The sequence below is a fragment of the Mixta hanseatica genome, from assembly GCF_023517775.1.
Taxonomy (GTDB): domain Bacteria; phylum Pseudomonadota; class Gammaproteobacteria; order Enterobacterales; family Enterobacteriaceae; genus Mixta; species Mixta hanseatica.
Genome location: NZ_CP082904.1, coordinates 1,521,767 through 1,547,673, shown reverse-complemented (window position 1 = coordinate 1,547,673; position 25,907 = coordinate 1,521,767). Strand labels below are relative to the sequence as shown.

The following is a 25,907-nucleotide window of genomic DNA, read 5'->3' as shown; positions in this document are numbered from 1 at the left end:
CGATGACCTCAATAGTGGCGGCTGCGCGCAACTTCAGTGGGCAGCCTGTCTGCCCGCGACGGTTTCAGGGTTCAAAGGGGAAGCGGATGCCCCAGCGTTGACGAATATCGCTCATCAGCGCCACCACATCGTTAGTCAGATAGTGCAGCGGATTCGCACCCTCGGCGGCATATTTTTCCAGCGCCAGGATTTCATACTGCAGCGCGCGGTCGGTTTCACCCGCTTCGAGGATTTCGCTGGTGCCGTCTGCCCAGCTTAGCTGCGCCTGCTGCGCACGCGGAAAATCCTCAACGGTGATAAAGCCCCGTTCACAGGCGACGATGCCGCGCTTCGGCATTTTGGCGCGAAACGCCAGCGAGATAGTGACCATTTCATTTTGACTGTTTTGCAGCAGAATGCCGCACTGTTCGTCGACGCCGGTACTGAATTTGCTGACCGTGGTGTACAGCTGGTTCGGCTGCTCGCTGAGGAAAAAACGCGCAAACGAGAGCGCATAGGTGCCGATATCCAACAGTGCGCCGCCTGCCAGTGCCGGATTAAAGAAACGGTTGCTGGGATCGGCCTCTTTAACGGTGCCAAAAGAGACCTGAATGGTTTTCAACTTGCCGAGCTTGCCGCTCTCAATCAGCGCTTTCAACTGATGAAACAGCGGCATATGAAACAGCGTCATCGCCTCGGCCACAATCAGCTGTTTTTCCGCCGCCAGACGGTTAATCTCATTCAGTTCATCGCTGCTGACGGTAATCGCTTTTTCCACCAGCAGATGCTTGCCCTGCTCCAGCGCCTGCTTCATCCAGCTGAAATGGCTGGCGTGTGGCGTAGAGATATAGACCGCATCGATATGCGGATCGGCCAGCATCTGTGGGATATCATCAAATACGCGTTCAATACCGTAGCGTTGCGCAAACGCCTCGCCTTTCGCCCGATTTCTGGCGCCGACCGCGTAGAGTTGCCGGCCCAGCGCGCTCTGTGCGGCGGCAAACTGATGCGCAATAGCGCCTGGCCCAATAATTGCCCATGTTAACGGCTTCATCTTTTTTTCCTTTTCGCTCTTTGAAGGGTAAGTGTAGACAGCGAAAGGCGCGACGGGGAATTTGCCCGTCGCAGGCGGCGTTAGCTTTTCAGTTTCGGATCGAGCGCATCGCGCAGGCCGTCGCCCAGCAGGTTAAAGGCCAGCACAGTAAGAAAGATCGCCAGGCTGGGGAAAATCGCCACGTGCGGCGCCATTACCATATCCGCCCGCGCCTCGTTGAGCATTGCGCCCCACTCCGGCGTAGGCGGCTGCGCGCCCAGTCCAAGAAACGACAGGCTGGCGGCGGTAATAATCGAGGTGCCGATGCGCATGGTGAAATAAACCACAATCGACGAGACCGTCCCGGGCAGAATATGGCGCAAAATAATCGTCCAGTCCGAGGCGCCGATGCTGCGCGCCGACTCGATAAAGGTTTGATGTTTCAGCACCAACGTATTGCCGCGCACCAGACGAGCAAAAGCGGGCACGCTGAAAATCGCCACCGCCACGATCACGTTGGACATGCCGCTGCCCATGATCGCTACCACAGCAATCGCCAGCAAAATCCCCGGAAAGGCGAACAGCACATCGCAGATGCGCATAATAATGCGATCCCACCAGCCCTCATAGTAACCGGCCAGCAGACCGAGCACGGTGCCGATCGCCCCACCGATAGCTACAGAAAAAAAGCCTGCCAGCAGCGAGATGCGTGTGCCGACCAGCACCCGGCTAAAGATATCGCGCCCAAGGGAGTCGACGCCAAACCAGTGCATGGCGGAAGGGCCTTCCGTCAGCCGGTCATAGTCGAAGTAGTTTTCCGCATCGAAGGGCGCAATCCAGGGCGCAAAGGCTGCCAGCACAACCAGCAGCAGCACAAACACGCCTGCCGCCAGCGCCACATGCTGATGGCGAAAGCGTCGCCAGAATTCACGCCACGGCGTCCGTACCCGATCGCGCTGTTGCAGGGGCATCGCTTTCAGAGCTGCCTCTCGTCGCCAGTTTTTCATTGCAGCTCCTTATTTGTAACGTATCGCCGGATTAATGGCGGCATACAGCATATCCACAATCAGATTGATCAGGATAAACTCCAGTGAAAACAGCAGCACTTCCGCCTGTATCACTGGGTAGTCGCGCATCTCTACCGAATCTACCAGCAGGCGTCCCAGGCCTGGCCAGTTAAACACCACCTCCACCACAATCGACCCGCCCAGCAGAAAACCGAACTGCAGCCCCATCATGGTCACCACCGGGATCATCGCGTTGCGCAAGCCATGTTTGACGATAACCAACGATTCACGCACCCCTTTGGCGCGGGCGGTGCGCATATAATCTTCCTGCATCACCTCAATAAAAGAAGCGCGGGTAAAGCGCGCCATAATCGACGCTACCGCCGCGCCCAGCGTGATTGACGGCAAAATATAGTGCTGCCAGCCCTCCGCGCCGACGGTCGGCAGCCAGCCCAGCTCCACGGAGAAGACCTGCATCAGCAGCATCCCCAGCGCAAAGGCGGGGAAAGAGATGCCCGATACCGCCAGCGTCATGCCGATGCGATCCGGCCAGCGGTTACGCCAGACGGCAGAGACAATGCCGATTGCCATGCCAAGGATCACCGACCAGACCATACTGCTCAGCGTCAGCCACAGCGTCGGCAGAAAGCGCGAGGCGATCTCCTCAGATACCGGCCTTTTCGACACCATCGATGTGCCAAAATCGCCGCGCAGCGCGTTGCCCATAAAATGAAGAAACTGTTGCGGCAGCGGCTTATCCAGCCCCAAATCCTGGCGCACCAGCGCTACGACGCTGGCGTCCGCTTCCGGTCCGGCCACCAGCCGCGCCGGATCGCCCGGTAGTAAATGAACAAACAGAAACACCAGCACCGCCACAATCAGCAGCGTCGGTATTAATCCCAGCAGGCGTTTAAGGAAATAGTTCAGCATGCGTTTCCCTGCGCCGCAGACGCCAGCCTCAGCGGCTGGCGACGCGGACATTACTTCAGATCGGCTTCATCAAAATTAAATGAGGTATCAGGCATCATGTAAAAACCGCTCAGCGATTTGCTATGCGCCGAAACCAGTTTTTCCACCACCAGCGGCGCCCAGGGACGATCGTTCCAGATACGATCCTGTGCATCTTTATACAGCTGCGTTTTTTTCGCCGCGTCGGTAGTTTTCAGTGCGTCGTTCAGATCTTTATCCACCTGCTCATTGCTGTAAAAGGCGGTATTAAAGATAGCCGGCGGCCAGGAGGCGGTGGCGAACAGCGGCGTCAGCGCCCAGTCAGCTTCGCCCGTCGAGGCGGACCAACCGGTATAGAACATGCGCACGCCGCTCTCTTTTTGCCCTTTCCCTTCCACTTCCGCCGCGCGTTGGCCGGCATCCATTGCCGTAACCTTCACTTTAATGCCCACCTGCGCCAGCTGCTGCTGGGTAAACTGCAACACTTTTTGCGCGGTGCTGTGGTTATGCGAAGACCAGAGCGTGGTGCTAAAACCGTTGGGGAAGCCCGCCTCTTTTAGCAGCTGTCGCGCCTTCGCCGGGTTGTATTCAATCGCCGGGTAGCTCTGAGCATAGTCAATAGAAGGCGGCACGATGCCGGTGGCTGGCGTGGCGTAACCGGCGAAAGCGACTTTGCTCAGCGCCTGACGGTTAATGGCATAGTTGATCGCCTCGCGCACTTTCGGGTTATCAAACGGCTTCTGCGTCACGTTGAAGCTGATATAACGCTGCATGATCGATGGCGTACTGACTAAATCGAGCTTGCTGTTTTTCTCCAGCAGCTTGGCCTGCTCATAAGGGATCGGGAAGGCAAAGTTGGCTTCACCGGTTTGCAGCATCGCGGCGCGGGTATTGTTATCCACAATCGGACGCCAGGTAATGCTATCGAGTTTCGGATAGCCTGGCTTCCAGTAGCCTTCCCATTTTTTCACCTTCACGAAATCGGTCTGATTCCAGGTGACGAACTGATAAGGGCCGGTGCCGACCGGATGGAAACCGATCTCTTTGCCATATTTTTTCAGCGCGGTCGGGGAAATCATCGCCGCCGCCGGATGGGCCAAAATATTGATAAAGGCGGAGAACGGCTGCTTCAGGGTGATTTTCACCGTAGTAGGATCGATAACTTCGGTGGTGGCGATATGTTTAAACAGGTTATAGCGCTTCAGGTGGTTATCTTCATCACTGGCGCGATCGAGATTCACCTTTACCGCCTCGGCGTTAAAATCGGTGCCGTCCTGAAATTTTACCCCGGAGCGCAGCTTGATGGTCCAGGTCAGACCGTCGGGGCTGGCCTGATAGCTTTCCGCCAGCACGTTTACCAGCTTCATATCCTTATCAAAGCCGAACAACCCCTGATAAAAAGATTTCGCCACCGCCTGCGACAGCGTGTCGTTGGCGTCGTAAGGATCGAGCGTGGTGAAGTTAGAGCCGACGGCGATCACCGCATCCTTTGCTGCCCAGCCGGGCGCAGCGGCGAAACTGCTGAGCAGGCCGGCGGTTAACAGCCATCTGCGGGTGGTGTGTTTGGTCATATTGCTATTCTCCTTAGTCCCTTCTGGGTTATGCAAAAGCCGGGCCGTCAGGCGCCGCTGATGGTATGCCGGGCCACGTAATGATCTGCCCCAACCTGAATAAGCGGCGCAACGGTGGGCTCATCGCCGGGCGTGCGCAGCGGGCTGGGTAATTCATCCACCAGCAGCGCCCGCTCGCGGCGGCGAGAGCCCGGATCGGCCACCGGCACCGCGGACATTAGCTTGCGCGTATAGGGATGCTGAGGATGTTCAAACACTGCCTGGCGCGGACCGATCTCCACGATCTGCCCCAGGTACATCACCGCCACACGATGGCTGATGCGTTCCACCACCGCCATATCGTGGGAAATAAACAGAAAGGCGATGCCGAATTCACGCTGTAAATCGAGCATCAGATTGACAATCTGCGCCTGGATCGAGACATCCAGCGCCGAAACCGACTCGTCGGCGATCACCACTTTGGGATTTAACGCCAGCGCGCGGGCAATACAGATGCGCTGCCGCTGCCCGCCGGAAAACTCATGCGGATAGCGCCGGGCATGTTCCGGCAGCAACCCCACCTTTTCCAACAGCCAGGCGACGCGTTTTTCCGCCTCGGCGCGTGACATCACCTTATGGATCAGTAGCGGCTCCATAATGGAAAAGCCGACGGTCAAACGCGGATCGAGCGAGGCGTAAGGGTCCTGGAAGATAAACTGAATATCCCGACGCAGGTGCGCCAACTGATGCGGCTTCAGCCGATCGATGCGCTGGCCGTTAAAGGTGATGCTGCCGCCCTGGCTCTCGACCAGCCGCAGCAGCGAGCGGCCGGTCGTCGATTTACCGCAGCCCGACTCCCCTACTAGCGCCAGCGTTTCACCGGCGTGCAGATCAAAGCTCACTTTCTCTACCGCATGTACCCGCCACTTAACGCGATTTAGCAGGCCAGCGCGAATATCAAAACGCGTGACTAAATCACGCACCTCCAGAATCGGCGCCTGATGGCGTTTGACCGTGTCCGTCAGCGTCTCACTGCTCTCCTGCTCGCCCGGCAGGGGAAATTTACGCGGCGCCGGTTGACCATGCATCGCTCCCAGGCGTGGCACCGCCGCCAGCAGCGCCCGGGTATAGGCCTGCTGCGGCATGCTAAACAGCGTGGCGGTATCGTTGCTTTCCACCACTTCGCCGCGGTACATCACCTGCACCCGATCGGCCATTTCCGCCACCACGCCCATATCGTGAGTAATAAAAATCACCCCCATCGCCATCTCTTTTTGCAGCACGCGGATCAGCTGCAAAATCTGCGCCTGGATAGTGACATCCAGCGCGGTTGTCGGCTCGTCGGCTATCAGCAATGCCGGACGACAGCAGAGCGCCATGGCGATCATGACGCGCTGGCGCATACCGCCGGAAAGCTGATGGGGATAGCGCGTCATCACGTTTTGCGCTTCGGGGATACGCACCAGATCGAGCATCCGCCGCGCCTCCGCCAGCGCCTGTTGATGGCTTTTGCCCTGATGCAGCCGCACCGACTCGGCGATCTGCTCGCCGACCGGAAAGACCGGGTTCAGCGAGGTCATCGGCTCCTGGAAAATCATCGCCATATCTGCGCCGCGTATGGTGCGCATCTGTGACTGACGCAGCTGCGCCAGATCCACCAGCGAATTATCACGCCGCCGCAGCCAGAGCTCGCCGCTATCCAGACGGCCGCCGCTCTGTTCAATCAGGCGCATCAACGCCAGCGAAGTGACCGATTTCCCCGAGCCGGATTCGCCCACCAGCGCCAGGGTTTCACCGCGCCGTACCTCCAGCGAGAGCTGGCGTACCGCCTGAGTCACATGGCCCTGCTGGTTAAAGCTAACGCTAAGATTGCGTACCGCCAGCACGCTCTCTGCGGCCAGCGGTAATGAGGAAGGCTGTTGCATGCTGGCTCCTTAAGCTTGCCGGTAAATCTCAACTACCGGCTGTTCATTCGCATAACCGTAGCCGCGATACATGCCTTCGGTATTGAACGGCAGGGCGATATTCCCTTCGGCATCAATGGCGATCAGGCCGCCGCTGCCGCCCAACGCCGGGATCTTGTCGAAAATGACGTGCTCGCTGGCCTGCCGCAGACTCAGGCCGCCATACTCCATCAGCGCGGCGACATCCCCGGCCGCCAGCGTACGGATAAAAACTTCGCCGGTGCCGGTGCAGGAAACCGCCACGCGACGGTTGCTGAAGCAGCCCGCGCCCGGCAGCGGCGAATCGCCGATGCGTCCGACCCGTTTATTAGTCATGCCGCCGGTTGAGGTGGCGGCGGCGAGATGGCCCGCGCTATCGCAGGCCACCGCGCCCACCGTGCCCAGCTTACGGTCAGCATCCAGCGGTGCGCTTTCCTGCGCCGCGCCGTCGTGATCCAGCAGCGTTTGCTGGCTGGCGCGCGCGCGCTCCAGCTGCTGCCAGCGGGCATCCGTTGAAAAGAAATCGGCCGCGACCGGCATCAGCCCCTGCTCCTGAGCGAACAATTCCGCGCCGCGACCGCATAGCAACACGTGCGGGCTCTTTTCCAGCACCGCGCGCGCAGCCAAAATCGGGTTGCGAATATGCGCCACGCCAGCCACCGCGCCGGCATCCTGGCTACATCCGTCCATAATGCAGGCGTCCAGCTCGTGGGTGCCCTGATGGGTGAAGACGCTGCCCTTGCCAGCGTTAAACAGCGGGCACTCCTCCAGCAGGCGCACCGCTTCGGTCACCGCATCCAACGCGCTGCCGCCCGCAGCGAGGATCGCCTGTCCGCTGGCAACGATATCGCTTAACGCCTGGAGATAATGCTGCTCCTGCTCCGCGCTCAGCGCCGAACGCGCAATCGCGCCCGCGCCGCCGTGAATGGCAATAGCTGCTCTGCCCATCATTATTTACCCTGTGTTCTGAATCCGCCGGAAACGGCTGAATAGATGTGATGTTATGATTTTTCGGCAAATTTTGACTATAGGTAGCGGCAGGGGCGATGTAAAGCGTTAAGCCAGGTAAGGTTTAATAACAAAGCGTTATATCTCATAACCAAAAAAACGCCGAATAAGCCACAGGTGCGCTGCCGGGGTGATCGTTACCGCATTTCGCGCCATAATAGGCGTTATCTGTGAGTTCTGGCCGGAGGCCAAATGGAAAGTTTTACTGTGGGATTAATTTCCCTTGAAGAAGCCCGGCAAAAAATGCTGGATCAGCTCTCCCCTCTTAACGAGCACGAAACCTTATCGATTTACGCCGCCGCCGGACGCATTACCGCCGCCCCGGTGATATCCCCGCTCGATGTACCACCGTTTGATAATTCGGCGATGGATGGCTATGCGCTGCGCATGGCCGATATCGCCGACGGCGACGCGCTGCCGGTGGCCGGTAAAGCCTTTGCCGGCGCGCCCTTTAGCGGCGAATGGCCCGCAGGCAGCTGCATCCGCATTATGACCGGCGCGCCGGTGCCGGAAGGCGCCGAGGCGGTGGTAATGCAGGAACAAACTGTAACGGAAGGCGATCGCATCCGCTTTACCGCGCAGGTCAGCGCCGGGCAAAATATTCGCCGCGCCGGAGAAGATATTCGTCAGGGCGACAGCGTGCTGGCGGCGGGCGTGCGTCTCGGCGCAGCGGAACTGCCGCTGATCGCCTCGCTGGGCATCGGCGAAGTCAAGGTAGTGCGTCGGCTACGGGTCGCCATTTTCTCTACGGGCGATGAGCTGCAGCCGGTAGGTCAGCCGCTGGCGGCGGGCCAGATTTATGATACCAACCGCTTTACCGTCCGGCTGATGCTGGATCAGCTGGGCTGTGAGGTGATCGATCTCGGCATTATTCGCGACGATCCGCAGGCGCTGCGCACCGCCTTTATTCAGGCGGATCGCGAGGCGGATGTGGTCATCAGCAGTGGCGGCGTTTCGGTGGGTGAAGCTGATTACACCAAAGCGATGCTGGACGAACTGGGCGCCATCACCTTCTGGAAGCTGGCGATCAAGCCAGGCAAACCTTTCGCTTTTGGCCGCCTGAGCAACAGCTGGTTTTGCGGCCTGCCGGGTAACCCGGTTTCCGCTGCCGTGACCTTTTATCAGTTGGTACAGCCACTGCTGGCGAAGCTAAGCGGTCAACAGGGGGCCGCCCTACCGCCGCGCCAGCGCGCGCGCGCCGCTACGCGCCTGAAGAAAAGCCCTGGCCGCCTCGACTTTCAGCGCGGCGTGGTCAGCCGTGGCGCAGACGGCGAACTGCAGGTGTCCAGCACCGGTCATCAGGGTTCGCACGTGTTCAGCTCTTTCAGCCAGGCGAACTGTTTTATCGTACTGGAGCGTGACCGCGGCCACGTTGAGCCGGGCGAATGGGTAGAGATCGAGCCCTTCAATATTTTGCTGGGAGGCTAAGATGCTGCCAGAGCTGAGCGATAATGAAACCCTGCGTTATAACCGGCAGATTGTGCTGCGCGGCTTTGACTTTGATGGTCAGGAGCGGCTAAAAGCCTCCAGCGCGCTGGTGGTGGGTTTGGGCGGGCTGGGCTGCGCCGCCAGCCCTTATCTCGCCTCGGCTGGCGTCGGCACGTTGACCCTGCTCGATTTTGATACCGTTTCGCTTTCCAACCTGCAGCGTCAGGTACTGCACAGCGACGCAGAGATTGGCGCGGCGAAAGTGGAATCGGCGCGGCGACGACTGGCGCAGATCAACCCATTAATCCAGCTGCGCGCCGTTAACGCCCGGCTGGATGATGCGGCGCTGGATGCGCTGGTGGCGCAGCACCAGGTGGTGCTGGACTGTAGCGATAACGTCGAGACGCGCGAGCAGCTGAATCGTCTTTGCCGACAGCGGCGTGTTCCGCTGGTTTCCGGCGCGGCGATTCGTATGGAGGGCCAGATCAGCGTTTTCAGCTGGCAGGATGAAAATATGCCCTGCTACCGCTGTATTAGCCGTCTGTTCGGCAGCGATACGTTGAGCTGCGTCGAAGCGGGCGTTATGGCTCCGCTGGTGGGGGTGATCGGTTCGCTGCAGGCGATGGAAGCGATTCGCCTGCTGACCCATTACGGCGCGGCGGCCAGCGGCAAGCTGCTGATGTATGACGCCATGACGCTCCAGTTTCGTGAAATGAACGTGGCGAAAGATCCAGCCTGTGAAGTGTGCGGTGCCGCTTGTGCTTAATTAAACTGGTTATTCAGCAGCTTCCCTTTCCCTGGCTATAGTTGAAACATGGAAAATGGAAACGCGCCTCAGGCGCAGGCGTTGAATAAAGCAGAGAGCGAGAGTCGCGCTGCAAAACCGATGCTGCGTCAGATGATGCTGGTGTTTCTGTTCGTCATCAGCAGCGCGGTTATCGCTATCAATGGCTGGAGCCTGTGGAGCAGCTGGCAACGGACGCTGCACCTTACCGAAGAAAACGCGCGCAACCTCTCGGTGTCGCTTTCCCGTCAGGCGGAAGATACATTTCTGCAAATCGACCTGACCCTGCAGGATGTGCGCGATCGTATTAACCAGTACGGTATCGATCAACAGAAAGATAAGCTGCAACAGCTGCTGCGCGCGCGTAAAGCGGCCCTGTCGCCGCTGGACAGCATGGCTATTTACTACGCTTCGGGCTATCCCGCACTCTTTTCCGAGGCGACGCCGCTACCGCAAACCAGTATCGCCGATCGGGAATATTTTCGCTTTCACCTGCGTTCAGTCGACAACAAACTGCATATCGGTAACGTGGTCCGCAGCCGTATCAGCGGCAATATGGTGATCCCGGTTTCCGCACGTTTGAACAATCCTGACGGCTCTTTTCGCGGCGTGGTGATGGCCTCGATTCGCCTCGATTATTTCCGCCAGGTGTACGATTACTACAATCTGGGCGATCGCGATTTAATGGCGCTGATGAAGGCGGATGCAAAGCTGGTCTACATTCGCCCCTACAGTGAAGCGCTGATTAACCGCAACATCTCTCTCAGTCCGTTGTTTACCCAGTTGTTAACCACTACCACCAGCGGCGCCGCCATCTATCGCGCCGCCGTTGATGGACGTCCGCGCATTTTTGGCTATGCCAGCCTGAAAAACTATCCGCTGGTGGTCACCGCAGGTTACGACTTGCAGGCGGTGCGTCAGGACTGGATTGCCGATTCAATCGGCTATGTTCTGCTCAACCTGGTGCTGCTGGCGCTGCTGTTTCTGCTCGGGTTTATTGTGATGCACCATATCCGCCTTAACCTGCGTAATCAGCTGGAGCTGACGCGAGTGCACGATCAACTCACCCATGTGAACCGCACCTTGCAGGGACTGGCGCTAATGGATGGACTGACCGGGTTGGCAAATCGGCGCCAGCTGGACTGGTTTATGCCAAGAGCGATGGAGCGTGCAATAAAATTGCGTTCACCGTTAACGATTTTGCTGATCGATGTCGATTCGTTTAAGGCTTATAACGATACCTATGGTCATCTGGCGGGCGACGAATGCTTGCGTAACGTGGCGGAATGTTTAAAACAGCTGCCCCTGCGGCATGATGACCTGCTGGCCCGTTATGGCGGCGAGGAGTTCATGATCGTCCTGACGGATAAAACCCAGCCGGAAGCGCACCTGATCGCCCTACAGGCGGCACGCGCAGTAGCGGAGCTCAGGATGCCGCATCAGGCAAGCAGTGTGGCGGAAAAGGTGGTGACCATCAGTATCGGCATGCACTGGCAGCCGCGGGTATTTGCTGGCATTTCGCCCATGGAGTTTATCGACAAGGCGGATGAGGCGCTCTATCAGGCGAAACGCCGGGGCAAGAATCAGGTGTGGATGAGCAATATGCCGCCGTCGCAGGCATAAAATAAGGCCGCCCTTGCGGCGGCCTTTAGCACGGTTTCGTTGCGCTCAGCGCCAGCGATTACTGCACGCCTTTGCTGCGCAGGTAATCTTCATAGCTGCCGCTGAAGTCGATGACTTTCTCCGGCGTAATTTCCAGCACGCGCGTCGCCAGCGAGCTAACGAATTCGCGGTCGTGAGAAACGAAGATCAGCGTGCCCGGATACATTTCCAGCGCCATGTTCAGCGACTCGATCGATTCCATATCCAGGTGGTTAGTCGGCTCATCCATAATCAGGATATTAGGGCGTTCCATCATTAGCTTGCCAAACAGCATGCGGCCCTTTTCGCCGCCCGACAGCACTTTTGCCGGCTTTTTGATCTCATCCTGACCGAACAGCAGACGACCCAGCACGCTGCGTACCGCCTGTTCATCGTCGCCTTCCTGCTTCCACTGGCTCATCCAGTCAAAGACATTCAGATCGTTATCAAACTCTTCCGCGTGATCCTGCGCATAGTAGCCAATGCGCACGTTCTCGGACCATTTCACCGTGCCGCTCTCCGGCTGCAAATCGCCCACCAGGGTTTTCAGCAGCGTGGTTTTACCCACGCCATTGGTGCCCAGCACCGCCAGCTTTTCGCCGACTTCCAGCAGCAGATTGAGATCGCGGAACAGCGGGCCGTTATCAAAGCCTTTAGTCAGCGCTTCCACTTCCAGCGCGTTACGGAACAGCTTTTTATCCTGCTCGAAGCGGATAAACGGGTTCTGACGGCTGGAGGCTTTCACCTCGTCCAGCTTGATTTTATCGATCTGCTTGGCGCGTGACGTTGCCTGACGTGATTTAGAGGCGTTGGCGCTAAAGCGGCTGACGAATGACTGCAGCTCGGCGATCTGCGCCTTTTTCTTGGCGTTATCTGAGAGCAGACGCTCGCGCGCCTGGGTGGCGGCGGTCATATATTCATCGTAATTGCCCGGGTAGATGCGCAACTCGCCGTAGTCCAGATCCGCCATATGGGTGCAGACCATGTTCAGGAAGTGACGGTCATGCGAAATAATGATCATGGTGCTGTTACGGTCGTTCAGCACCTGCTCCAGCCAGCGAATGGTATCGATATCCAGGTTGTTGGTCGGCTCATCCAGCAGCAGAATATCGGGATTAGAGAACAGCGCCTGCGCCAGCAGCACACGCAGTTTCCAGCCCGGCGCGACTTCGCTCATCAGGCCGTAGTGCTGCTCCAGCGGGATACCCACGCCCAGCAGCAGTTCACCGGCGCGCGCTTCCGCGGTATAGCCATCCATTTCGCCATACAGCACTTCCAGGTCGGCGACTTTATAGCCATCCTCTTCGCTCATTTCCGGCAACGCATAGATGCGATCGCGCTCTTGCTTCACCTGCCACAGCTCATCGTGTCCCATGATGACGGTATCCAGTACGCTGAATTTTTCAAACGCGAACTGGTCCTGGCGCAGTTTACCGATACGCTCATTAGGGTCACAGGAGACGTTGCCGGCGGTCGGCATTAAATCGCCGCCCAGAATCTTCATAAAGGTTGATTTACCGCTACCGTTGGCGCCGATCAGACCGTAACGGTTGCCGCCGCCAAACTTAACGGAGATATTTTCAAACAGCGGTTTGCTGCCAAACTGCATGGTAACGTTGCTGGAAACTAGCACAGGGATTGCCTTACTTATGCGGGGAATGTTCCCGTGATAATTCAACCTGCAGGGGCGTTATCGCGGCTCGCTGATAAAAATCCGCCACTCTGTCGCCTTGCTGCGTATCGAATTATTTTACGGGATAACGAAATTTGGCGGGCATTGTGCCATAAAAAAAGGCTGGCGAATACCGCCAGCCTTGCGTGACTCCCTTAGCCGCCGTGCTGTTCCGCTTTCTGTCCGATCGGCGCAGGCAGTGCTGACGTCGCCCGATCGGGCGAGAGCCAGTCGCGCAGATAGTGTTCAATCTGCTCCAGGCTGCGGTTGCGCGTTTCCGGTATGCAGTTAAACACAAAGATCGCGCCGCCAATGCCGATGGCGCCAAAAATAAAGAAGGCGCCCGCCAGGCCCACCGACGCCAGCATGATCGGGAACATCAGCGAGATAAGGAAATTGGCGATCCACATAGCGAATACCGCGCCGCCCATAAAAATACCGCGCAGGCGCGTCGGGAAAATTTCCGACAGCAGCAGCCAGGTCACCGGCGACAGCGCGCCCTGCTGGAAACAGAGAAACATCAGCATCCCCAGCAGCACCATATAGCTGCGCAGCATATCCGGCTGGCCGTTAACGGTTTCAGGCATCAGCCAGCTTATCGCGCCGATAAAGAATAAACAGGCGGTACAGCCAAACTGCCCAATCATCGTCATGGTGCGGCGGCCGATTTTACCCAACAGCCAGATGCCGACAAAGGTCATCAGTACCGAAATCAGGCCGTTGGCGATGGTGGCGAACAGCGCGGCGCTGTTGCTCATCCCAACGCTGGTTAATACCGTCGGCGCGTAGTACATAATGGTATTGACGCCGGTCAGCTGCTGGATCACCGCCACGCCAATGCCAATCAGAAACAGCTTGAACAGCCAGGGCTTTTTCAATTCGCGCAGATGCGGTTTGCCCTGGTTTTCCTGCTCCTGCAGCGTCTCTTCAATTTCGGTCAGCTCCCATTCGACATCGTCTTTGGCGCGGGTGCGCTCCAGTACGCGGCGCGCCTCCGCCAGACGCCCTTTCATCGCATACCAGCGCGGCGTATCGGGCATAAACATCATGCCGAACCACAGCAGCACCGCCGGTACGGTCGCCACTACCAGCATCCAGCGCCAGGTCTCCGCCCCGCCCCAGATAGCGTTAAAAGAGGCATTAGAGATATAGGCCAGCATCTGACCAGAGACGATCATCAGCTCCTGCAAGGTCACCAGTTGGCCACGCTTATTGGCCGGGGCGATTTCCGCAATATAGACCGGCACTGTTGCCGCCGCGCCGCCAACCGCGACGCCCAGCACCAGGCGGAAAAAGACCATCCAGTGCACGTCAGGCGCCAGCGAAGTGCCCAGCGCGCCAATAGCGAAAATGACCGCCAGCACCAAAATGATTTTCCGCCGTCCGGCGGCAGAGGCGAAGTGACCGGCCAGCAGCGCGCCGAAAGCGGCGCCAAACAGCAGCGAGCTGGTTACCAGACCGGTGGTAAAAGGGGTGAGATGCAGTTCGTCGCCCATAAACAGCAGCGCGCCGGAAATAACGCCGGTATCGTAGCCAAACAGCAATCCGCCCAGCGTAGCGACCAGCGCGATCACTTTAACGAAGGGTTCTGCGGGTGTACTGCTGTTTGGCCCGGAGGCTTTGCTCAGCGTAAGGTATTGTTCTTTTGGCATGATGACTCCAGCAACCTGGTTGAGGTGGAAATCTGACTGTGCCCTGCTGACAGAACACAAACCTTTCACTGCACAACATAGATTATTTTTTTCATTTATAAGAATAGTGGAATGGCAATTTTGTGGCGGTGGTCATGATCTCGCGTATAAATACCGAGGCATATCACATTTTTTTATTTACGAAGGGCGTAAACGGGCAGAAAAGCCTTTCTCACCGTTAACGGCGCACGTTTCGTTTTCACGGCGAAAAGGAATGTTTATTTTAAAATATATGACAAAGAAATCACCTGCGCCAGGCAAGCAGCGTAGTGAAAAAGCCGCCAGTTTGTCGTTGGCGGCTTATGATGAGTAGCCGGGGCAGGACGCTTTTCCTCGCGCTTCAGGCTTGTTAACTGGCGGGCGTCGCCGGGCCAAAAACATTAAACTGCGGCAGCGTGAGGTTCTGGTAATTTTCCCAACCGCCGCCGAGCGCTTTGTACAGCGCGACTAAATCCAGGCTGCTTTGCACCCGCGCCTGCTCCGCCTGCTGTTTGGCCTGCGCCAGCTGACGCTGCGCGTCCAGCACATCCAGAAAGGTGGACAGGCCTTTTTTATAGCTGTCGCTGGCTAAATCAAAACTGCTCTGTAGCGCGCTGACGGTTTCATCCATCTGGGTCACCCGCTCCTGATCGGTGCGGTAGCTGACCAGCGCATTTTCCACATCCTGCAGCGCGGTGAGCACCGTTTGCCGATAGTTTAACGCCGAGCTGGCCTGCTGAGCGCGTGATAGTTTCACGCTGGAAACCAGCCTGCCGCCCTGGAAAATCGGAATCGACAGCGTCGGGCCGTAGCTGTAGAAATGGCTGCTCCAGTTATCCAGGTAGCTGGCGTCGGTATTACGCACCCCCAGCTGGCCGGTTAATGACAGGCTGGGAAATAGCTGCGCGACCGACACGCCGATATTGGCGGTGGCGGCATGCAGGCTGGCTTCCGCCTGACGGATATCAGGGCGGCGACGCGCCAACGTAGAGGGAATGCCTACCGGTACGGCGGCAGGCAAGACGGGCAGCGCTTTTTCAGCAGCCAGTTCACTATCCAGCGCGCCGGGCGGTTTGCCCATTAGCACCGCCAGGCCGTTCATCGCCTGGCGTGCCTGCGCCTGATACTGCGGCAGCTGAGCACGCAGCGAGCTGAGCTGCGCACGGGCATTTTCCACATCCAGCTGTGGTGCCAGACCGTTACGCTGCTGGCTTTGCGTCAGCTCCAGCGTCTGCTGCGCCACATCGATTTGCGTTAGCAGCGTGCGGGTAATCGACTGCGCGCCGCGCAGCTGCAGATAAGCACGCGCGACTTCGGCTTCCAGCGAAACCAGCGCATCGTTACGGCTTTCGATCAATTCCTGCTGCTGCGCATTGGCGGCTTCAACCTGCCGACGTACTTTGCCCCACAGATCCAGCTCCCACGAGGCATCAAAACTGCCCTGATAGAGATTGATCGGCTGCGTCAGGCTATCAAGCGACGAACGCAGCTCGGGCGCGTTTTCATCCAGCCCCGCGTACGCGCCGCTGGATTCCAGCATCCCTTTCGCGCCCAGTTGCTGACGCCGGGCGGAAACGCTGCCGTTAATTGAGGGGAACAGCCCGCCGCGCGCCTGCGCCAGCTGCTCGCGCGCGCCGGCGATACGCAGGACCGCCTGCTGCAGCGACAGATTGCCGGCAATGGCGCGATCGATCAGGCTATTCAGCTGCGGATCGTTAAAGCTGCGCCACCAGTTGGGGTTGACGGCGCTACTCTGCGGCTTTGACGCCGCCTGCGACACCAGATCGCGCCAGCTGCCGGGCGTTTGCGGCTGTGGCGGTTGGTAATCGGGCCCCATCGCGCAACCTGCCAGCAGCAACGATAAAGCCAGCAGGCCGGGGTGCGAACGCATTATCCCTTTGGTAACGTTCATGTCAGTGTGCTCCTGCGCTGCCTTCGCTTTTAACCGGCGAAAGCAGGAAACATAAAGGAATCAAAATAAAGGCGACGATACCCAGCCCGACAAAGACATCGACATAGGCCAGGATACGCGCCTGCACGATCATTTCCTGATAGAGCTGGCCGGTCGCCAGCGTCAGCGGATCGCCGACTGCCGAACTAAAGTCGCGAATGCTCTGCGCCCAGCGCTCTACGGTTAGATTAAACTGCTCATTTAACGGCGTCATGTTATGTACCAGATGCGCGCTGCGTACCTGTTCACGCTCGGTTATTGCCGCGGTAGAGAGCGAAATGCCAATCGAGCCGGCAACGTTGCGGAACATGGTAAACAGCGCCGAGGCATCGGCATTCAGCCGCTGCGGAATGGTGGCAAAGGCGATAGTGGTCAGCGGCACAAACAGGAATCCCAGGCCGATCGATTGCGCACTACGCATTAAGACCAGCGTGGTGAAATCCACCTGCGGCGTTAGGCCGGAAGAGTAAAACATCGACACCGCCAGGCAGGTAAAGCCAAAGGCGATAATCCAGCGCGTCTGCACCAGCGGCATTAGCTTCAGCACCAGTGGGATCGTCAGCACAATCAGGATAGCGCCCGGCGACAGCACCAGCCCAGACCAGGTGGCGGTATAGCCCAGATCCTGCTGCGCCAACTGCGGCAGAACCACCGAGCTGCCGTAGAGGATCATCGCCATGCCCGCCATCAACAGGCCGGACACCCAGAAGTTGCGGTCGCGCACCACGCCAATCTCCACCACCGGCTTACGCGCATACATCAGCCAGTAGATCGCCCCGGTCAGGCCAATAAAGGTCATTACGCCAAAGAACTGGATAAAGTGCGAGGCGAACCAGTCTTCATCTTCGCCGCGATCCAGCATTACCTGTAAGCAGCCGAGGCCCAACGTAATCAAACTGATGCCGATATAATCGATGGTCAGTTTGCCTTTTGCCCAGCGCCGCTCCCACGGCGGATCTTCCAGCAGCTGATAGATCGCCAGCGTGGCCAGAATACCCACCGGCACGTTAATAAAGAAGACCCAGCGCCAGCTGTAATTATCCGTAATCCAGCCGCCCAGCGTCGGCCCAACCACCGGCGCGACGATAATCGCAATCGAGGAGAGGCCAAACGCTTTGCCGCGATCTTCCGCCTTAAAGTAATCCAGCAGTACCGACTGTTGTACCGGCTGCAGCCCGCCGCCAAAAAAGCCCTGCAGAATACGGAACAGGATAATTTGCCACAGCTCTGTGGCGATGCCGCACAGGAACGAGCAAATAGTAAACATCACAATACAGATCAAAAAGTATTGCTTACGGCCAAACAGTCGGGAAAAGAAAGCGGAGATCGGCAGCACGATGCCGTTCGCCACCAGATAGGAGGTCAGGACCCAGGTCGATTCGTCGTAGCTGGAAGAGAGCGTGCCGGCAATATGCGGCAGCGCTACGTTGACGATGGTGGTATCCAGGATCTCCATGAATACCGCCAGCGTCACCGTCACCGCGACCAGCCAGGGATTACTGGTCGGCTGCCAGCTTTGGCTATGACTCATTCCACCGTAACCTTAGGCACCACGGAGAGTCCCAGCGGCAGAGGTTTATTCGGATCCAGCCCTTTGTCGATCACGATTTTAACCGGCACGCGCTGCACAATTTTAACAAAGTTGCCGGTGGCGTTTTCCGCCGGGAAGGTAGAGAAGCGTGAACCGGACCCCATCTGAATGCTGTCTACGTGCCCTTCCAGTTCCATATCCGGCCAGGCATCGACGCCGATAGTGACTCGGTCACCCGGTTTCATGCGTTCCAGCTGTGACTCTTTGAAGTTAGCGGTGACCCAGATATCGGGCGACACCAGCGAAAAGAGTGAGCTGCCCGCCTGCACTAACGAGCCCAGCTGCACATTACGTTTAGTCACGAAACCATCGTAAGGCGCGCGCACTTCGGTATAAGAGAGATTCAGCTCGGCGACATTAAGCTGCGCCTGCGCCTGTTCCACCTGCTGGCGGCGCGCTTCAACGTTGGTTTCCTGCTGGCGAATTTGCAGCGCGACCTGCGAGGCCACTTCTACCTGCGCCTTCGCGCTTTGCAGTTGCGCCTGCGCGGAACGCAACTGGGCACTGGCGGTATCGATATTACGCTGCGACGTCGCGCGCGGGTCCACGCCGCGCAACCGGCGATAGTCTGACTGTGCGTTAAGCAGATTAGCCTCCGCCTGCGCCTGCTGCGCCAGCGCCTGATCGCGCTGGGCCGGATACTGCACTTTCGATAGCGCCAGCTGCGCCTCGGCCTGATGCAGCTGCGCCTGCGCCAGACCAAGCTGCGCTTTCGCCTGGTCACGCTGCGCCTGGGTATCACGCGGATCGATCAAGAGCAGCAAATCACCTTTTTTAACCCGCTGGTTATCATTAACCAGCAGCTTCACCGCATAGCCGGAGGTTTTGGCGGCGATGGTCACCGCATTACCTTCGGTAAAGGCGTCATCGGTGGTCTCTTCATTACGCGTGCTCAACCAGAAGAAAAGCGCCACGATAATCATTACTATCACCACGATGCCTAAGATAATCAGCGGTTTTTTTCCGGGGCGTTTACGTGGTTGTTCCTGTTCCTGCTGGCTTTCGTCGTTATTCTGATGTGTTTTATCATCATCGGTCGACGTGTCGTTTGCATGAGTCATAGGTTCCATTTTCCTGCAGCACAAATCCTGAACTTACGATTTGAGATTAACCATAGAAGTAAAAATTACATATGCCAGGAGTAATTGACAAATTGAGTGTAGCGGGAAATACACAGGGATAAAGGAAGTGGGCCTGATGGCGGGATGAAGCGAGGCCTGAGCGGTTGCGCTTTCAGCGTAACCTAAAGCGGCGACGCTAAAAACGCGCCGCCGGGCAAGCCTGCAACCGCACAGGCCTTAAAGAGGATAAAAACGGGCGAGCTGGCCGTGATGGCTTGGCTGTTACTGGCGGCTTTCGTAAAACTGGCGGAAAACGCTTAATGTTTCATCGCTAACGTGATGTTCAATGCCCTCGGCATCGCGGCGCGCGGTATCGGGGCTGATCCCCAACGCCAGCAAAAACATCTCTACGACATGGTGGCGCGCCCGGCTCTCTTCAGCCAGCTTCTCTCCTTCGCTGGTCAGAAAAACGCCGCGGTAAGGCACCTGTTCCACCAGTCCTACACTGCCGAGACGCTTTAGCATCTTCGCTACGGTGGGCTGCGATACGCCTAAACGCGCTGCCATATCCACCTGACGCGCTTCGCCAAACTCACGAATCAAATCTGAAATCAGCTCAACATAGTCATCGATTAACTCACGGCGATGCGCCTCACGAACCTGTCGGAACCCTTCAACATGCTCTTCAATTTCTTTTAACGGCCCATTAATCCTGGCAGGAGCAGGCTTTGCGCGACGACTCATTCAGCTTCCTCTTATTTTTCAACCGGTCATTATCAGGCACTGCCGGTGTATTGGTGCGTCATTGTAAACCATCAGCTACGAAGCACAAATTGTAGCTGATTAGCATTGGCTAAAGGATATAGCCAGTGCTATATTTGTTGATAAAGTAGTCAGCCTAATCTGACAGCGGAGGAGCTAAAATGAATGAGCCTTACCTGTTGCTGTTGCTGTTTCTGCTGTTTATCACAGGGCTGTGCCTGGTCATTGTCAGACGTTAATTCGGAGGTATCCATGAACACAATGAAACGCTGTCTGGACTGTGGCAGATGTGTTCAGCGCACGCGCCAGGCAAACTTCAGCTGGCGGGGCATTCTGTGTCTGCTGACCCAGTCACCTTTTCGTCTGCGCTTAATGCTGTTGGAACGTTTGGCAGGCAACTGTACCGAAAGCGCAAATTGCCCACACCTTATCTGGCGCGGCTAAACGCGCTTTTTTGCCGCCAGGCTACCCGGGCTTTATCTGAAAAGATCTTTTCTGTAGATAACAGCCATAAAAAAACGGCCCTTTAGGGGGCCGTTTTTGTTATCCTGCCAGCGGCAAGATTAGAAGCTGTAGCCAACGCCTGCGATCCAGGTGCCAACGTCAACGTTGCGGATACGGCTCTGCTCGTAGCCTACGTCGATAGCGAAGCTTTCATAAGGGTTGAACTGCAGGCCAGCACCGTAAGAGAAGCCAACATCGCTGCTGTCGGTCTTGTTACGTACAGCCTGTTCGTTCTGCTGGAATTTACCGTAGCCGATACCTACTACGCCGTAGATGCTGGCCCAGTCGTTCAGACGGTAAGCCGGACCACCGGTGATGCTGTAGTACTGGCCTTTATTGTAAAAGCCGTCTTCGCTACGATCTTTCTCGGTGTAGGTGAAAGAACCGATCCAACCCAGCGGGTTAGAACCGTCTTCGTAACGATATTTCAGGTTGAAGCCGTTAGCTTTATTCGCAACGCCCTGCATATCGCTCTGAGCGTAACCGCCAGTAACGGTGCTTTGAGCCATTGCGGAACCGGCAGATACTGCCAGTACACAAGCCAGTGCTGAAAGACATGCAATTTTTTTCATAACCACCTCAAATGTGATAGTACTTCTCTCCTGACAACGCTGAAAATATAACAAAAGTTAGCGGGAAACTCTGCCTCGAAATGGTTGTCTAACCAATAGTTTGGTGTAACAGAAAGTTAATGAATTTTCTTATGTCATTCTTTTTTCTTATGAATTTCCGCTTTAATCCTCTCTGTTGTCCTTGATTAAAAAAAGGTTCATTAAGATTGTTCTTAATTAAACCTGACACTTCTTTACGTAAAAACGGCGTTAATGGTTAATAATCGCTCAGCCCGACACTGCCGTTTGTGCTTTAAACGATAAAAAATTGTTTTGTCGGTGACTTTTTTTTGTCCGACGTTACACTGTCGCCTGGTTACAATCTGATGGATATTTAAGGCTGGTAACAGGATGTCATTGCGCGCCTGGCGGAAATCGCTTCTTTCTTCACATACCCTTATGCCGATTATGGTGATTCTGATCGCCATGATTTCTATACAGTGCGGAGCGGCGCTGGCAAAAACCCTATTTCCCAGCGCGGGGGCAACCGGTATTACCGCGCTGCGCCTGGGCATCGGCACGCTAATTCTTAGCCTGATCTTTAAACCCTGGCGGCTACGCTTTTCCCGTCAGCAGCGCAAAGCGCTGATTCTGTACGGTGTCGCGCTGGGGGCGATGAACTATCTGTTCTATCTTTCCATTCGTACCGTTCCGCTCGGCGTGGCGGTTGCGCTGGAATTTACCGGCCCGCTGACGCTGGCGCTGTTAGGCTCACGCCGCGCCACTGATTTTATCTGGGTGCTGCTGGCAGTGCTGGGGCTATGGTGGTTGCTGCCGCTGGGGCATAGTCTCAGTTATGTCGATCCGCTGGGCGCCGCGCTGGCGATTGCCGCCGGGGCCTGCTGGGCGGTCTATATTCTGGCGGGCCAACGCGCCGGCGCGGATCACGGCCCGGCGACAGTAGCGATGGGATCAATAATTGGCTCGCTGATTTTTGTACCGCTGGGATTAACCTTTGCCGCCGATACCCTTTGGCAGCTTTCTATCCTGCCGGTGGCGCTGGCGGTGGCGGTGCTTTCCAGCGCCCTGCCCTACTCGCTGGAAATGATGGCGCTAACGCGATTACCGGCGCGCACCTTCGGCACATTGATGAGCCTGGAACCAGCAATGGCCGCGATGTCCGGCATGCTGTTTCTTAACGAGTCGCTGACGCTGGGGCAATGGCTGGGGTTACTGGCGATTATTATCGCGTCGGCCGGTTCAACTATCACCAGCCGCCCGCGTCATGTTGCCGTAACGGAAAGTGGAAAATGCGCTGATTAAGCGTGTCTGCGAATAATCTTATTTAGCCTGGCTTAACAGGCTGAATAAGCATTCATTTATTTGCCGAGCTTATTTGCAACAGTGAAATGATATTATCTTGTTTATATTTTGTTATATTTAATAAGATTTATTATCAATTATCTCTCCATCCTACAACTCTAAAAATCACTTCTAAATTTCAATAAGTTAAGTAATATTCTATTCGTCTACGTTATAAACTCAGGCTGATAAGTGCACTCAACAATGAAAAAATTTCCTTAAACGACAATTTGATAAACGCTATCCGTTCAATAGGCAGTAACTTTTCTGCAGACCTTAAATCCGGTGCTATACTTAATTCCGTGCTTAATTAGGACATACGACATTAGAGGATATTAATGATGAGTACCGCAAAACTGGTTAAAACGAAATCTTCCGATCTGATCTACACCCGTAATGACGTGGCAGAGAGTGAGAAAAAAGCCACCATCGAGGTACTTAATCGTCTGGTTGTCGAATTCATCGACCTGTCGCTGATCACTAAGCAGGCGCACTGGAATATGCGTGGCGCTAACTTTATCGGCGTACATGAGATGCTGGACGGCTTCCGTACCGCGATCACCGATCACCAGGACACCATGGCAGAGCGTGTGGTACAGCTGGGCGGCGTTGCGCTGGGTACCGCACAGGTAGTGGTAGATAAAACACCGCTGCAGAGCTACCCACTGAATATTCACAGCGTACAGGATCACCTGAAGGCGCTGGCAGACCGCTATGGTCTGGTCGCTAACGACGTGCGTAAAGCGATTAGCGAAGTGAACGATGAAGACACTGCGGATATCTTCACCGCTGCGTCACGCGATCTGGATAAGTTCCTGTGGTTTATTGAATCAAACATCGAATAATTTGACTTCGGTCAGTCAAGAAGCGGGTGGATGCCATCCGCTTTTTTTTGTATTTTTAACACCAATTTATGACATATTTAACAATTTAAACACTTCATCGTTCATCTTCCCACTTTTTTCTGGCTCAATCCCTGAGAGTGCACTGCACCAAATTATAGCAATGCACCAAAAGTGGGCTTTATTTTGGTGCATCAACGGAATTATCTGAATATTAGCGCCATAGCTGTCCGTTAATCACCGGTTTAGCCTGAGAAAATAAAGTTGGCATAGATTTTTCATATGACTACCAGCAACAGCGGTGCACCAGGTGCCGCATCGGTAATAAGGATAAAATGATGAAGTCTGTTTTAAAGTTTTCCCTGGCTGCTTTAGCGTTAACGTTTGCCGTTTCCGCCACCGCGGCGGAGAAAAAACTGATTGTCGCGACCGATACCGCGTTCGTCCCGTTTGAATTTAAGCAAGGCGATAAATATGTCGGCTTTGACATTGATTTGTGGGATGCCGTGGCAAAACAGCTCAACCTCTCCTGGAGTCTGAAACCGATGGATTTCAGCGGCATTATTCCTGCGCTGCAGACGCGTAATGTCGATTTGGCCCTGGCGGGGATAACCATTACCGAGGAACGTAAAAAAGCGATCGATTTCTCTGACGGCTACTACAAAAGCGGCCTGACGGTGATGGTGAAAGCCAATAATGATGAAGTAAAAGGCATCAACGATCTTAACGGCAAAGTGGTCGCGGTGAAGAGCGGCACTGGCTCAGTTGACTATGCGAAAGCGCATATCAAAACCAAAGACCTGCGTCAGTTTCCGAACATCGATAACGCCTATATGGAGTTAGGCACCAACCGTGCGGACGCGGTGCTGCACGATACGCCAAATATTCTCTATTTTATCCATACCGCAGGCCGCGGGCAGTTTAAAGCGGTAGGCGACTCCATTGAAGCGCAGCAGTATGGCATTGCGCTGCCGAAAGGCAGCGACGACCTGCGCGAGAAGATTAACGGCGCGTTGAAAACCCTGCGTGACAACGGTACCTACAATACTATTTATAAAAAATGGTTCGGCACCGAGCCGAAATAAACCTGAACCTTACGCATTAATTACGTCAGGGATGCCCGTGCATCCCTGCGTTTCTCTATTGCAACAATGACGGATTTTTTCCGGAGAAAACACCATGGAATTTGACTGGAGCGTCATCTGGCCAGCCGTTCCCCTTCTGTTGGAAGGGGCCAAAATGACCCTGCTGATCTCAGTGCTTGGCCTGATCGGCGGGCTGATAATCGGCATTATCGCCGGTTTCGCCCGCGCCTGGGGTGGCTGGCTTACCAATAATATTGCGCTGGTCTTTATTGAGCTGATTCGCGGTACGCCAATCGTGGTGCAGGTAATGTTCATCTATTTCGCCCTGCCGATGGCCATTCCCGACTTACGTATCGATCCGTTCACCGCAGCGGTAGTGACCATTATGATTAACTCCGGTGCCTATATTGCGGAGATCACCCGCGGCGCGGTGCTGTCGATCAACAAAGGTTTCCGTGAAGCAGGTCTGGCGCTGGGCCTGTCACGTCGGGAAACGCTGCGCTATGTGATTATGCCGCTGGCGCTGCGTCGTATGCTGCCCCCGCTGGGCAATCAGTGGATCGTTAGCATTAAGGATACCTCGCTATTTATCGTTATCGGCGTTGCCGAGCTGACCCGTCAGGGGCAGGAAATTATCGCCGGTAACTTCCGCGCGCTGGAAATCTGGAGCGCGGTCGCGGTTATCTATCTGGTTATTACGCTGCTGTTAAGCTACGTACTGCGTCGCCTTGAAAAAAGGATGAAAATCCTGTGATTGAATTTAAAAACGTCTCCAAGCACTTTGGTTCGACCCAAGTGTTGCACAATATCGATCTGAAGATTAATCAGGGTGAAGTGGTGGTAATTATTGGACCATCCGGCTCCGGTAAGTCTACCCTGCTGCGCTGTATTAATAAGCTGGAAGAGATTACCAGCGGCGATCTGATCGTCGATGGCTTGAAGGTTAACGATGCCAAAGTGGATGAGCGCCTGATCCGTCAGGAAGCCGGCATGGTTTTCCAGCAGTTCCATCTGTTTCCGCAGATGACCGCACTGGAAAACGTCGCTTTTGGCCCAATCCGCGTACGCGGTGCCAAAAAAGAGGCGGCGCATGAGCTGGCGAAAGCGCTGCTGGCGAAGGTCGGTCTGGCGGAGCGCGCCCATCATTATCCTTCCGAGCTATCAGGCGGCCAACAGCAGCGCGTAGCCATTGCGCGCGCGCTGGCGGTGAAGCCGAAGATGATGCTGTTCGATGAGCCGACCTCCGCGCTCGATCCGGAGCTGCGTCATGAAGTGTTAAAGGTAATGCAGAATCTGGCGGAGGAAGGGATGACGATGGTTATCGTGACCCACGAAGTCGGCTTCGCGCAACAGGTGGCTTCACGTCTGATCTTTATCGATAAAGGCCGTATCGCGGAGGATGGTGCGCCCGATGCGCTGATCTCTAACCCGCCCAGCGAACGTCTGCGCGAGTTTTTACAGCACGTTTCCTGATGCCATCGTCCTGCTCCGCTCAGAAGCCAAAACCGTGCCTGCGCGGGGCATCCTGGCGGGTT

22 protein-coding genes are annotated in these 25,907 nt (G+C 56.1%); 9 read left to right on the top strand and 13 right to left on the bottom strand.

From position 1 onward, the window contains the following. Positions 1-64 precede the first annotated feature (64 nt). The 6 genes from K6958_RS07480 to K6958_RS07455 all read right to left on the bottom strand — a co-directional run bounded on the left by K6958_RS07480 (position 65) and on the right by K6958_RS07455 (position 7,408). Positions 65-1,033 carry a Gfo/Idh/MocA family protein gene (locus tag K6958_RS07480; RefSeq protein ID WP_249894050.1) on the bottom strand — a complete coding sequence of 323 codons (969 nt, stop codon included), beginning with the start codon at positions 1,031-1,033 and terminating at the stop codon, positions 65-67. Positions 1,034-1,113: 80 nt separating this feature from the next. Continuing rightward, positions 1,114-2,019: a glutathione ABC transporter permease GsiD gene (gsiD, locus tag K6958_RS07475; RefSeq protein WP_249894049.1), complete on the bottom strand. Its 906-nt coding sequence runs from the start codon at positions 2,017-2,019 to the stop codon at positions 1,114-1,116. Positions 2,020-2,028: 9 nt separating this feature from the next. Further along, the gene (gsiC, locus tag K6958_RS07470) at positions 2,029-2,949 is read right to left on the bottom strand and encodes a glutathione ABC transporter permease GsiC (protein ID WP_249894048.1); all 921 of its coding nucleotides are present in this window, start codon (positions 2,947-2,949) and stop codon (positions 2,029-2,031) included. 50 nt (positions 2,950-2,999) lie between these two features. After that, complete coding sequence (gene gsiB, locus K6958_RS07465; protein WP_249894047.1) at positions 3,000-4,538, bottom strand: glutathione ABC transporter substrate-binding protein GsiB; 1,539 nt, start codon at positions 4,536-4,538, stop codon at positions 3,000-3,002. A 47-nt stretch (positions 4,539-4,585) separates the two neighbouring features. After that, on the bottom strand, positions 4,586-6,442 hold the full coding sequence (locus K6958_RS07460) for a dipeptide ABC transporter ATP-binding protein (protein ID WP_249894046.1): 1,857 nt from the start codon (positions 6,440-6,442) through the stop codon (positions 4,586-4,588). A gap of 9 nt (positions 6,443-6,451) precedes the next feature. Then, positions 6,452-7,408 (bottom strand): isoaspartyl peptidase/L-asparaginase family protein, encoded by a 957-nt coding sequence (locus K6958_RS07455; protein ID WP_249894622.1) that lies wholly within the window; start codon positions 7,406-7,408, stop codon positions 6,452-6,454. Between the two features lie 252 nt (positions 7,409-7,660). Between K6958_RS07455 and moeA the strand changes: the two genes are divergently transcribed. From moeA to K6958_RS21170, 3 genes are read left to right on the top strand one after another with little or no spacing between them, the layout of a single operon-like run. Further along, a complete protein-coding gene (moeA, locus tag K6958_RS07450; protein WP_249894045.1) occupies positions 7,661-8,896 on the top strand; it encodes a molybdopterin molybdotransferase MoeA in 1,236 nt (411 codons plus the stop codon). A gap of 1 nt (position 8,897) precedes the next feature. Beyond that, complete coding sequence (gene moeB, locus K6958_RS07445; protein WP_249894044.1) at positions 8,898-9,662, top strand: molybdopterin-synthase adenylyltransferase MoeB; 765 nt, start codon at positions 8,898-8,900, stop codon at positions 9,660-9,662. Positions 9,663-9,710: 48 nt separating this feature from the next. After that, complete coding sequence (locus K6958_RS21170; protein WP_277614719.1) at positions 9,711-11,303, top strand: sensor domain-containing diguanylate cyclase; 1,593 nt, start codon at positions 9,711-9,713, stop codon at positions 11,301-11,303. Between the two features lie 58 nt (positions 11,304-11,361). On the opposite strand, the gene K6958_RS07435 is transcribed toward K6958_RS21170, so the two are convergent. Then, the gene (locus tag K6958_RS07435) at positions 11,362-12,954 is read right to left on the bottom strand and encodes an ABC-F family ATPase (RefSeq protein ID WP_249894043.1); all 1,593 of its coding nucleotides are present in this window, start codon (positions 12,952-12,954) and stop codon (positions 11,362-11,364) included. Between the two features lie 194 nt (positions 12,955-13,148). Continuing rightward, positions 13,149-14,645 carry a sugar porter family MFS transporter gene (locus K6958_RS07430; RefSeq protein WP_249894042.1) on the bottom strand — a complete coding sequence of 499 codons (1,497 nt, stop codon included), beginning with the start codon at positions 14,643-14,645 and terminating at the stop codon, positions 13,149-13,151. Between K6958_RS07430 and K6958_RS07425 the strand changes: the two genes are divergently transcribed. Beyond that, positions 14,644-14,997 carry a hypothetical protein gene (locus K6958_RS07425; protein WP_249894041.1) on the top strand — a complete coding sequence of 118 codons (354 nt, stop codon included), beginning with the start codon at positions 14,644-14,646 and terminating at the stop codon, positions 14,995-14,997. The genes K6958_RS07430 and K6958_RS07425 overlap by 2 nt on opposite strands. 36 nt (positions 14,998-15,033) lie before the next feature. Here the strand turns inward: K6958_RS07425 and K6958_RS07420 are convergent, their stop codons facing one another. The 5 genes from K6958_RS07420 to ompX all read right to left on the bottom strand — a co-directional run bounded on the left by K6958_RS07420 (position 15,034) and on the right by ompX (position 21,104). Continuing rightward, positions 15,034-16,575: an efflux transporter outer membrane subunit gene (locus tag K6958_RS07420; protein WP_249894040.1), complete on the bottom strand. Its 1,542-nt coding sequence runs from the start codon at positions 16,573-16,575 to the stop codon at positions 15,034-15,036. A 1-nt stretch (position 16,576) separates the two neighbouring features. Next, positions 16,577-18,145, bottom strand: coding sequence for a DHA2 family efflux MFS transporter permease subunit (locus tag K6958_RS07415; RefSeq protein WP_249894039.1), 1,569 nt, complete (start codon positions 18,143-18,145; stop codon positions 16,577-16,579). Next, positions 18,142-19,266, bottom strand: coding sequence for an HlyD family secretion protein (locus K6958_RS07410; RefSeq protein WP_434085195.1), 1,125 nt, complete (start codon positions 19,264-19,266; stop codon positions 18,142-18,144). Before K6958_RS07410 ends, K6958_RS07415 begins: the two co-directional genes overlap by 4 nt. Before the next feature lie 282 nt (positions 19,267-19,548). Further along, on the bottom strand, positions 19,549-20,010 hold the full coding sequence (gene mntR, locus K6958_RS07405; RefSeq protein ID WP_249894037.1) for a manganese-binding transcriptional regulator MntR: 462 nt from the start codon (positions 20,008-20,010) through the stop codon (positions 19,549-19,551). Positions 20,011-20,591: 581 nt separating this feature from the next. Next, complete coding sequence (gene ompX / locus K6958_RS07400) at positions 20,592-21,104, bottom strand: outer membrane protein OmpX (RefSeq protein ID WP_249894036.1); 513 nt, start codon at positions 21,102-21,104, stop codon at positions 20,592-20,594. Positions 21,105-21,494: 390 nt separating this feature from the next. Between ompX and rhtA the strand changes: the two genes are divergently transcribed. The 5 genes from rhtA to glnQ all read left to right on the top strand — a co-directional run bounded on the left by rhtA (position 21,495) and on the right by glnQ (position 25,845). Next, entirely contained in the window at positions 21,495-22,406 is a 912-nt protein-coding gene (gene rhtA, locus K6958_RS07395; RefSeq protein WP_249894035.1) for a threonine/homoserine exporter RhtA, read from the top strand. Between the two features lie 380 nt (positions 22,407-22,786). After that, positions 22,787-23,290 carry a DNA starvation/stationary phase protection protein Dps gene (gene dps, locus K6958_RS07390; RefSeq protein WP_249894620.1) on the top strand — a complete coding sequence of 168 codons (504 nt, stop codon included), beginning with the start codon at positions 22,787-22,789 and terminating at the stop codon, positions 23,288-23,290. Positions 23,291-23,625: 335 nt separating this feature from the next. After that, positions 23,626-24,372 (top strand): glutamine ABC transporter substrate-binding protein GlnH, encoded by a 747-nt coding sequence (gene glnH, locus K6958_RS07385; protein WP_249894619.1) that lies wholly within the window; start codon positions 23,626-23,628, stop codon positions 24,370-24,372. A gap of 94 nt (positions 24,373-24,466) precedes the next feature. Next, positions 24,467-25,126 (top strand): glutamine ABC transporter permease GlnP, encoded by a 660-nt coding sequence (gene glnP, locus K6958_RS07380; RefSeq protein WP_249894034.1) that lies wholly within the window; start codon positions 24,467-24,469, stop codon positions 25,124-25,126. Next, positions 25,123-25,845, top strand: a complete 723-nt coding sequence (glnQ, locus tag K6958_RS07375) for a glutamine ABC transporter ATP-binding protein GlnQ (protein ID WP_249894033.1) — start codon at positions 25,123-25,125, stop codon at positions 25,843-25,845. Before glnP ends, glnQ begins: the two co-directional genes overlap by 4 nt. Positions 25,846-25,907 lie beyond the last annotated feature (62 nt).

Bases quoted from the DNA above. Each gene is read 5' to 3' on its own strand.
- moeB (WP_249894044.1), top strand. From the start codon at position 8,898: ATGCTGCCAGAGCTGAGCGATAATGAAACCCTGCGTTATAACCGGCAG.
- dps (WP_249894620.1), top strand. From the start codon at position 22,787: ATGAGTACCGCAAAACTGGTTAAAACGAAATCTTCCGATCTGATCTAC.
- moeA (WP_249894045.1), top strand. From the start codon at position 7,661: ATGGAAAGTTTTACTGTGGGATTAATTTCCCTTGAAGAAGCCCGGCAA.
- K6958_RS07415 (WP_249894039.1), bottom strand. From the start codon at position 18,145: ATGAGTCATAGCCAAAGCTGGCAGCCGACCAGTAATCCCTGGCTGGTC.
- glnP (WP_249894034.1), top strand. From the start codon at position 24,467: ATGGAATTTGACTGGAGCGTCATCTGGCCAGCCGTTCCCCTTCTGTTG.
- K6958_RS07420 (WP_249894040.1), bottom strand. From the start codon at position 16,575: ATGAACGTTACCAAAGGGATAATGCGTTCGCACCCCGGCCTGCTGGCT.
- gsiB (WP_249894047.1), bottom strand. From the start codon at position 4,538: ATGACCAAACACACCACCCGCAGATGGCTGTTAACCGCCGGCCTGCTC.
- rhtA (WP_249894035.1), top strand. From the start codon at position 21,495: ATGTCATTGCGCGCCTGGCGGAAATCGCTTCTTTCTTCACATACCCTT.
- K6958_RS21170 (WP_277614719.1), top strand. From the start codon at position 9,711: ATGGAAAATGGAAACGCGCCTCAGGCGCAGGCGTTGAATAAAGCAGAG.
- K6958_RS07430 (WP_249894042.1), bottom strand. From the start codon at position 14,645: ATGCCAAAAGAACAATACCTTACGCTGAGCAAAGCCTCCGGGCCAAAC.
- gsiC (WP_249894048.1), bottom strand. From the start codon at position 2,949: ATGCTGAACTATTTCCTTAAACGCCTGCTGGGATTAATACCGACGCTG.
- glnH (WP_249894619.1), top strand. From the start codon at position 23,626: ATGAAGTCTGTTTTAAAGTTTTCCCTGGCTGCTTTAGCGTTAACGTTT.
- K6958_RS07410 (WP_434085195.1), bottom strand. From the start codon at position 19,266: ATGACTCATGCAAACGACACGTCGACCGATGATGATAAAACACATCAG.
- ompX (WP_249894036.1), bottom strand. From the start codon at position 21,104: ATGAAAAAAATTGCATGTCTTTCAGCACTGGCTTGTGTACTGGCAGTA.
- mntR (WP_249894037.1), bottom strand. From the start codon at position 20,010: ATGAGTCGTCGCGCAAAGCCTGCTCCTGCCAGGATTAATGGGCCGTTA.
- K6958_RS07460 (WP_249894046.1), bottom strand. From the start codon at position 6,442: ATGCAACAGCCTTCCTCATTACCGCTGGCCGCAGAGAGCGTGCTGGCG.
- K6958_RS07480 (WP_249894050.1), bottom strand. From the start codon at position 1,033: ATGAAGCCGTTAACATGGGCAATTATTGGGCCAGGCGCTATTGCGCAT.
- K6958_RS07425 (WP_249894041.1), top strand. From the start codon at position 14,644: ATGATGACTCCAGCAACCTGGTTGAGGTGGAAATCTGACTGTGCCCTG.
- K6958_RS07455 (WP_249894622.1), bottom strand. From the start codon at position 7,408: ATGGGCAGAGCAGCTATTGCCATTCACGGCGGCGCGGGCGCGATTGCG.
- gsiD (WP_249894049.1), bottom strand. From the start codon at position 2,019: ATGAAAAACTGGCGACGAGAGGCAGCTCTGAAAGCGATGCCCCTGCAA.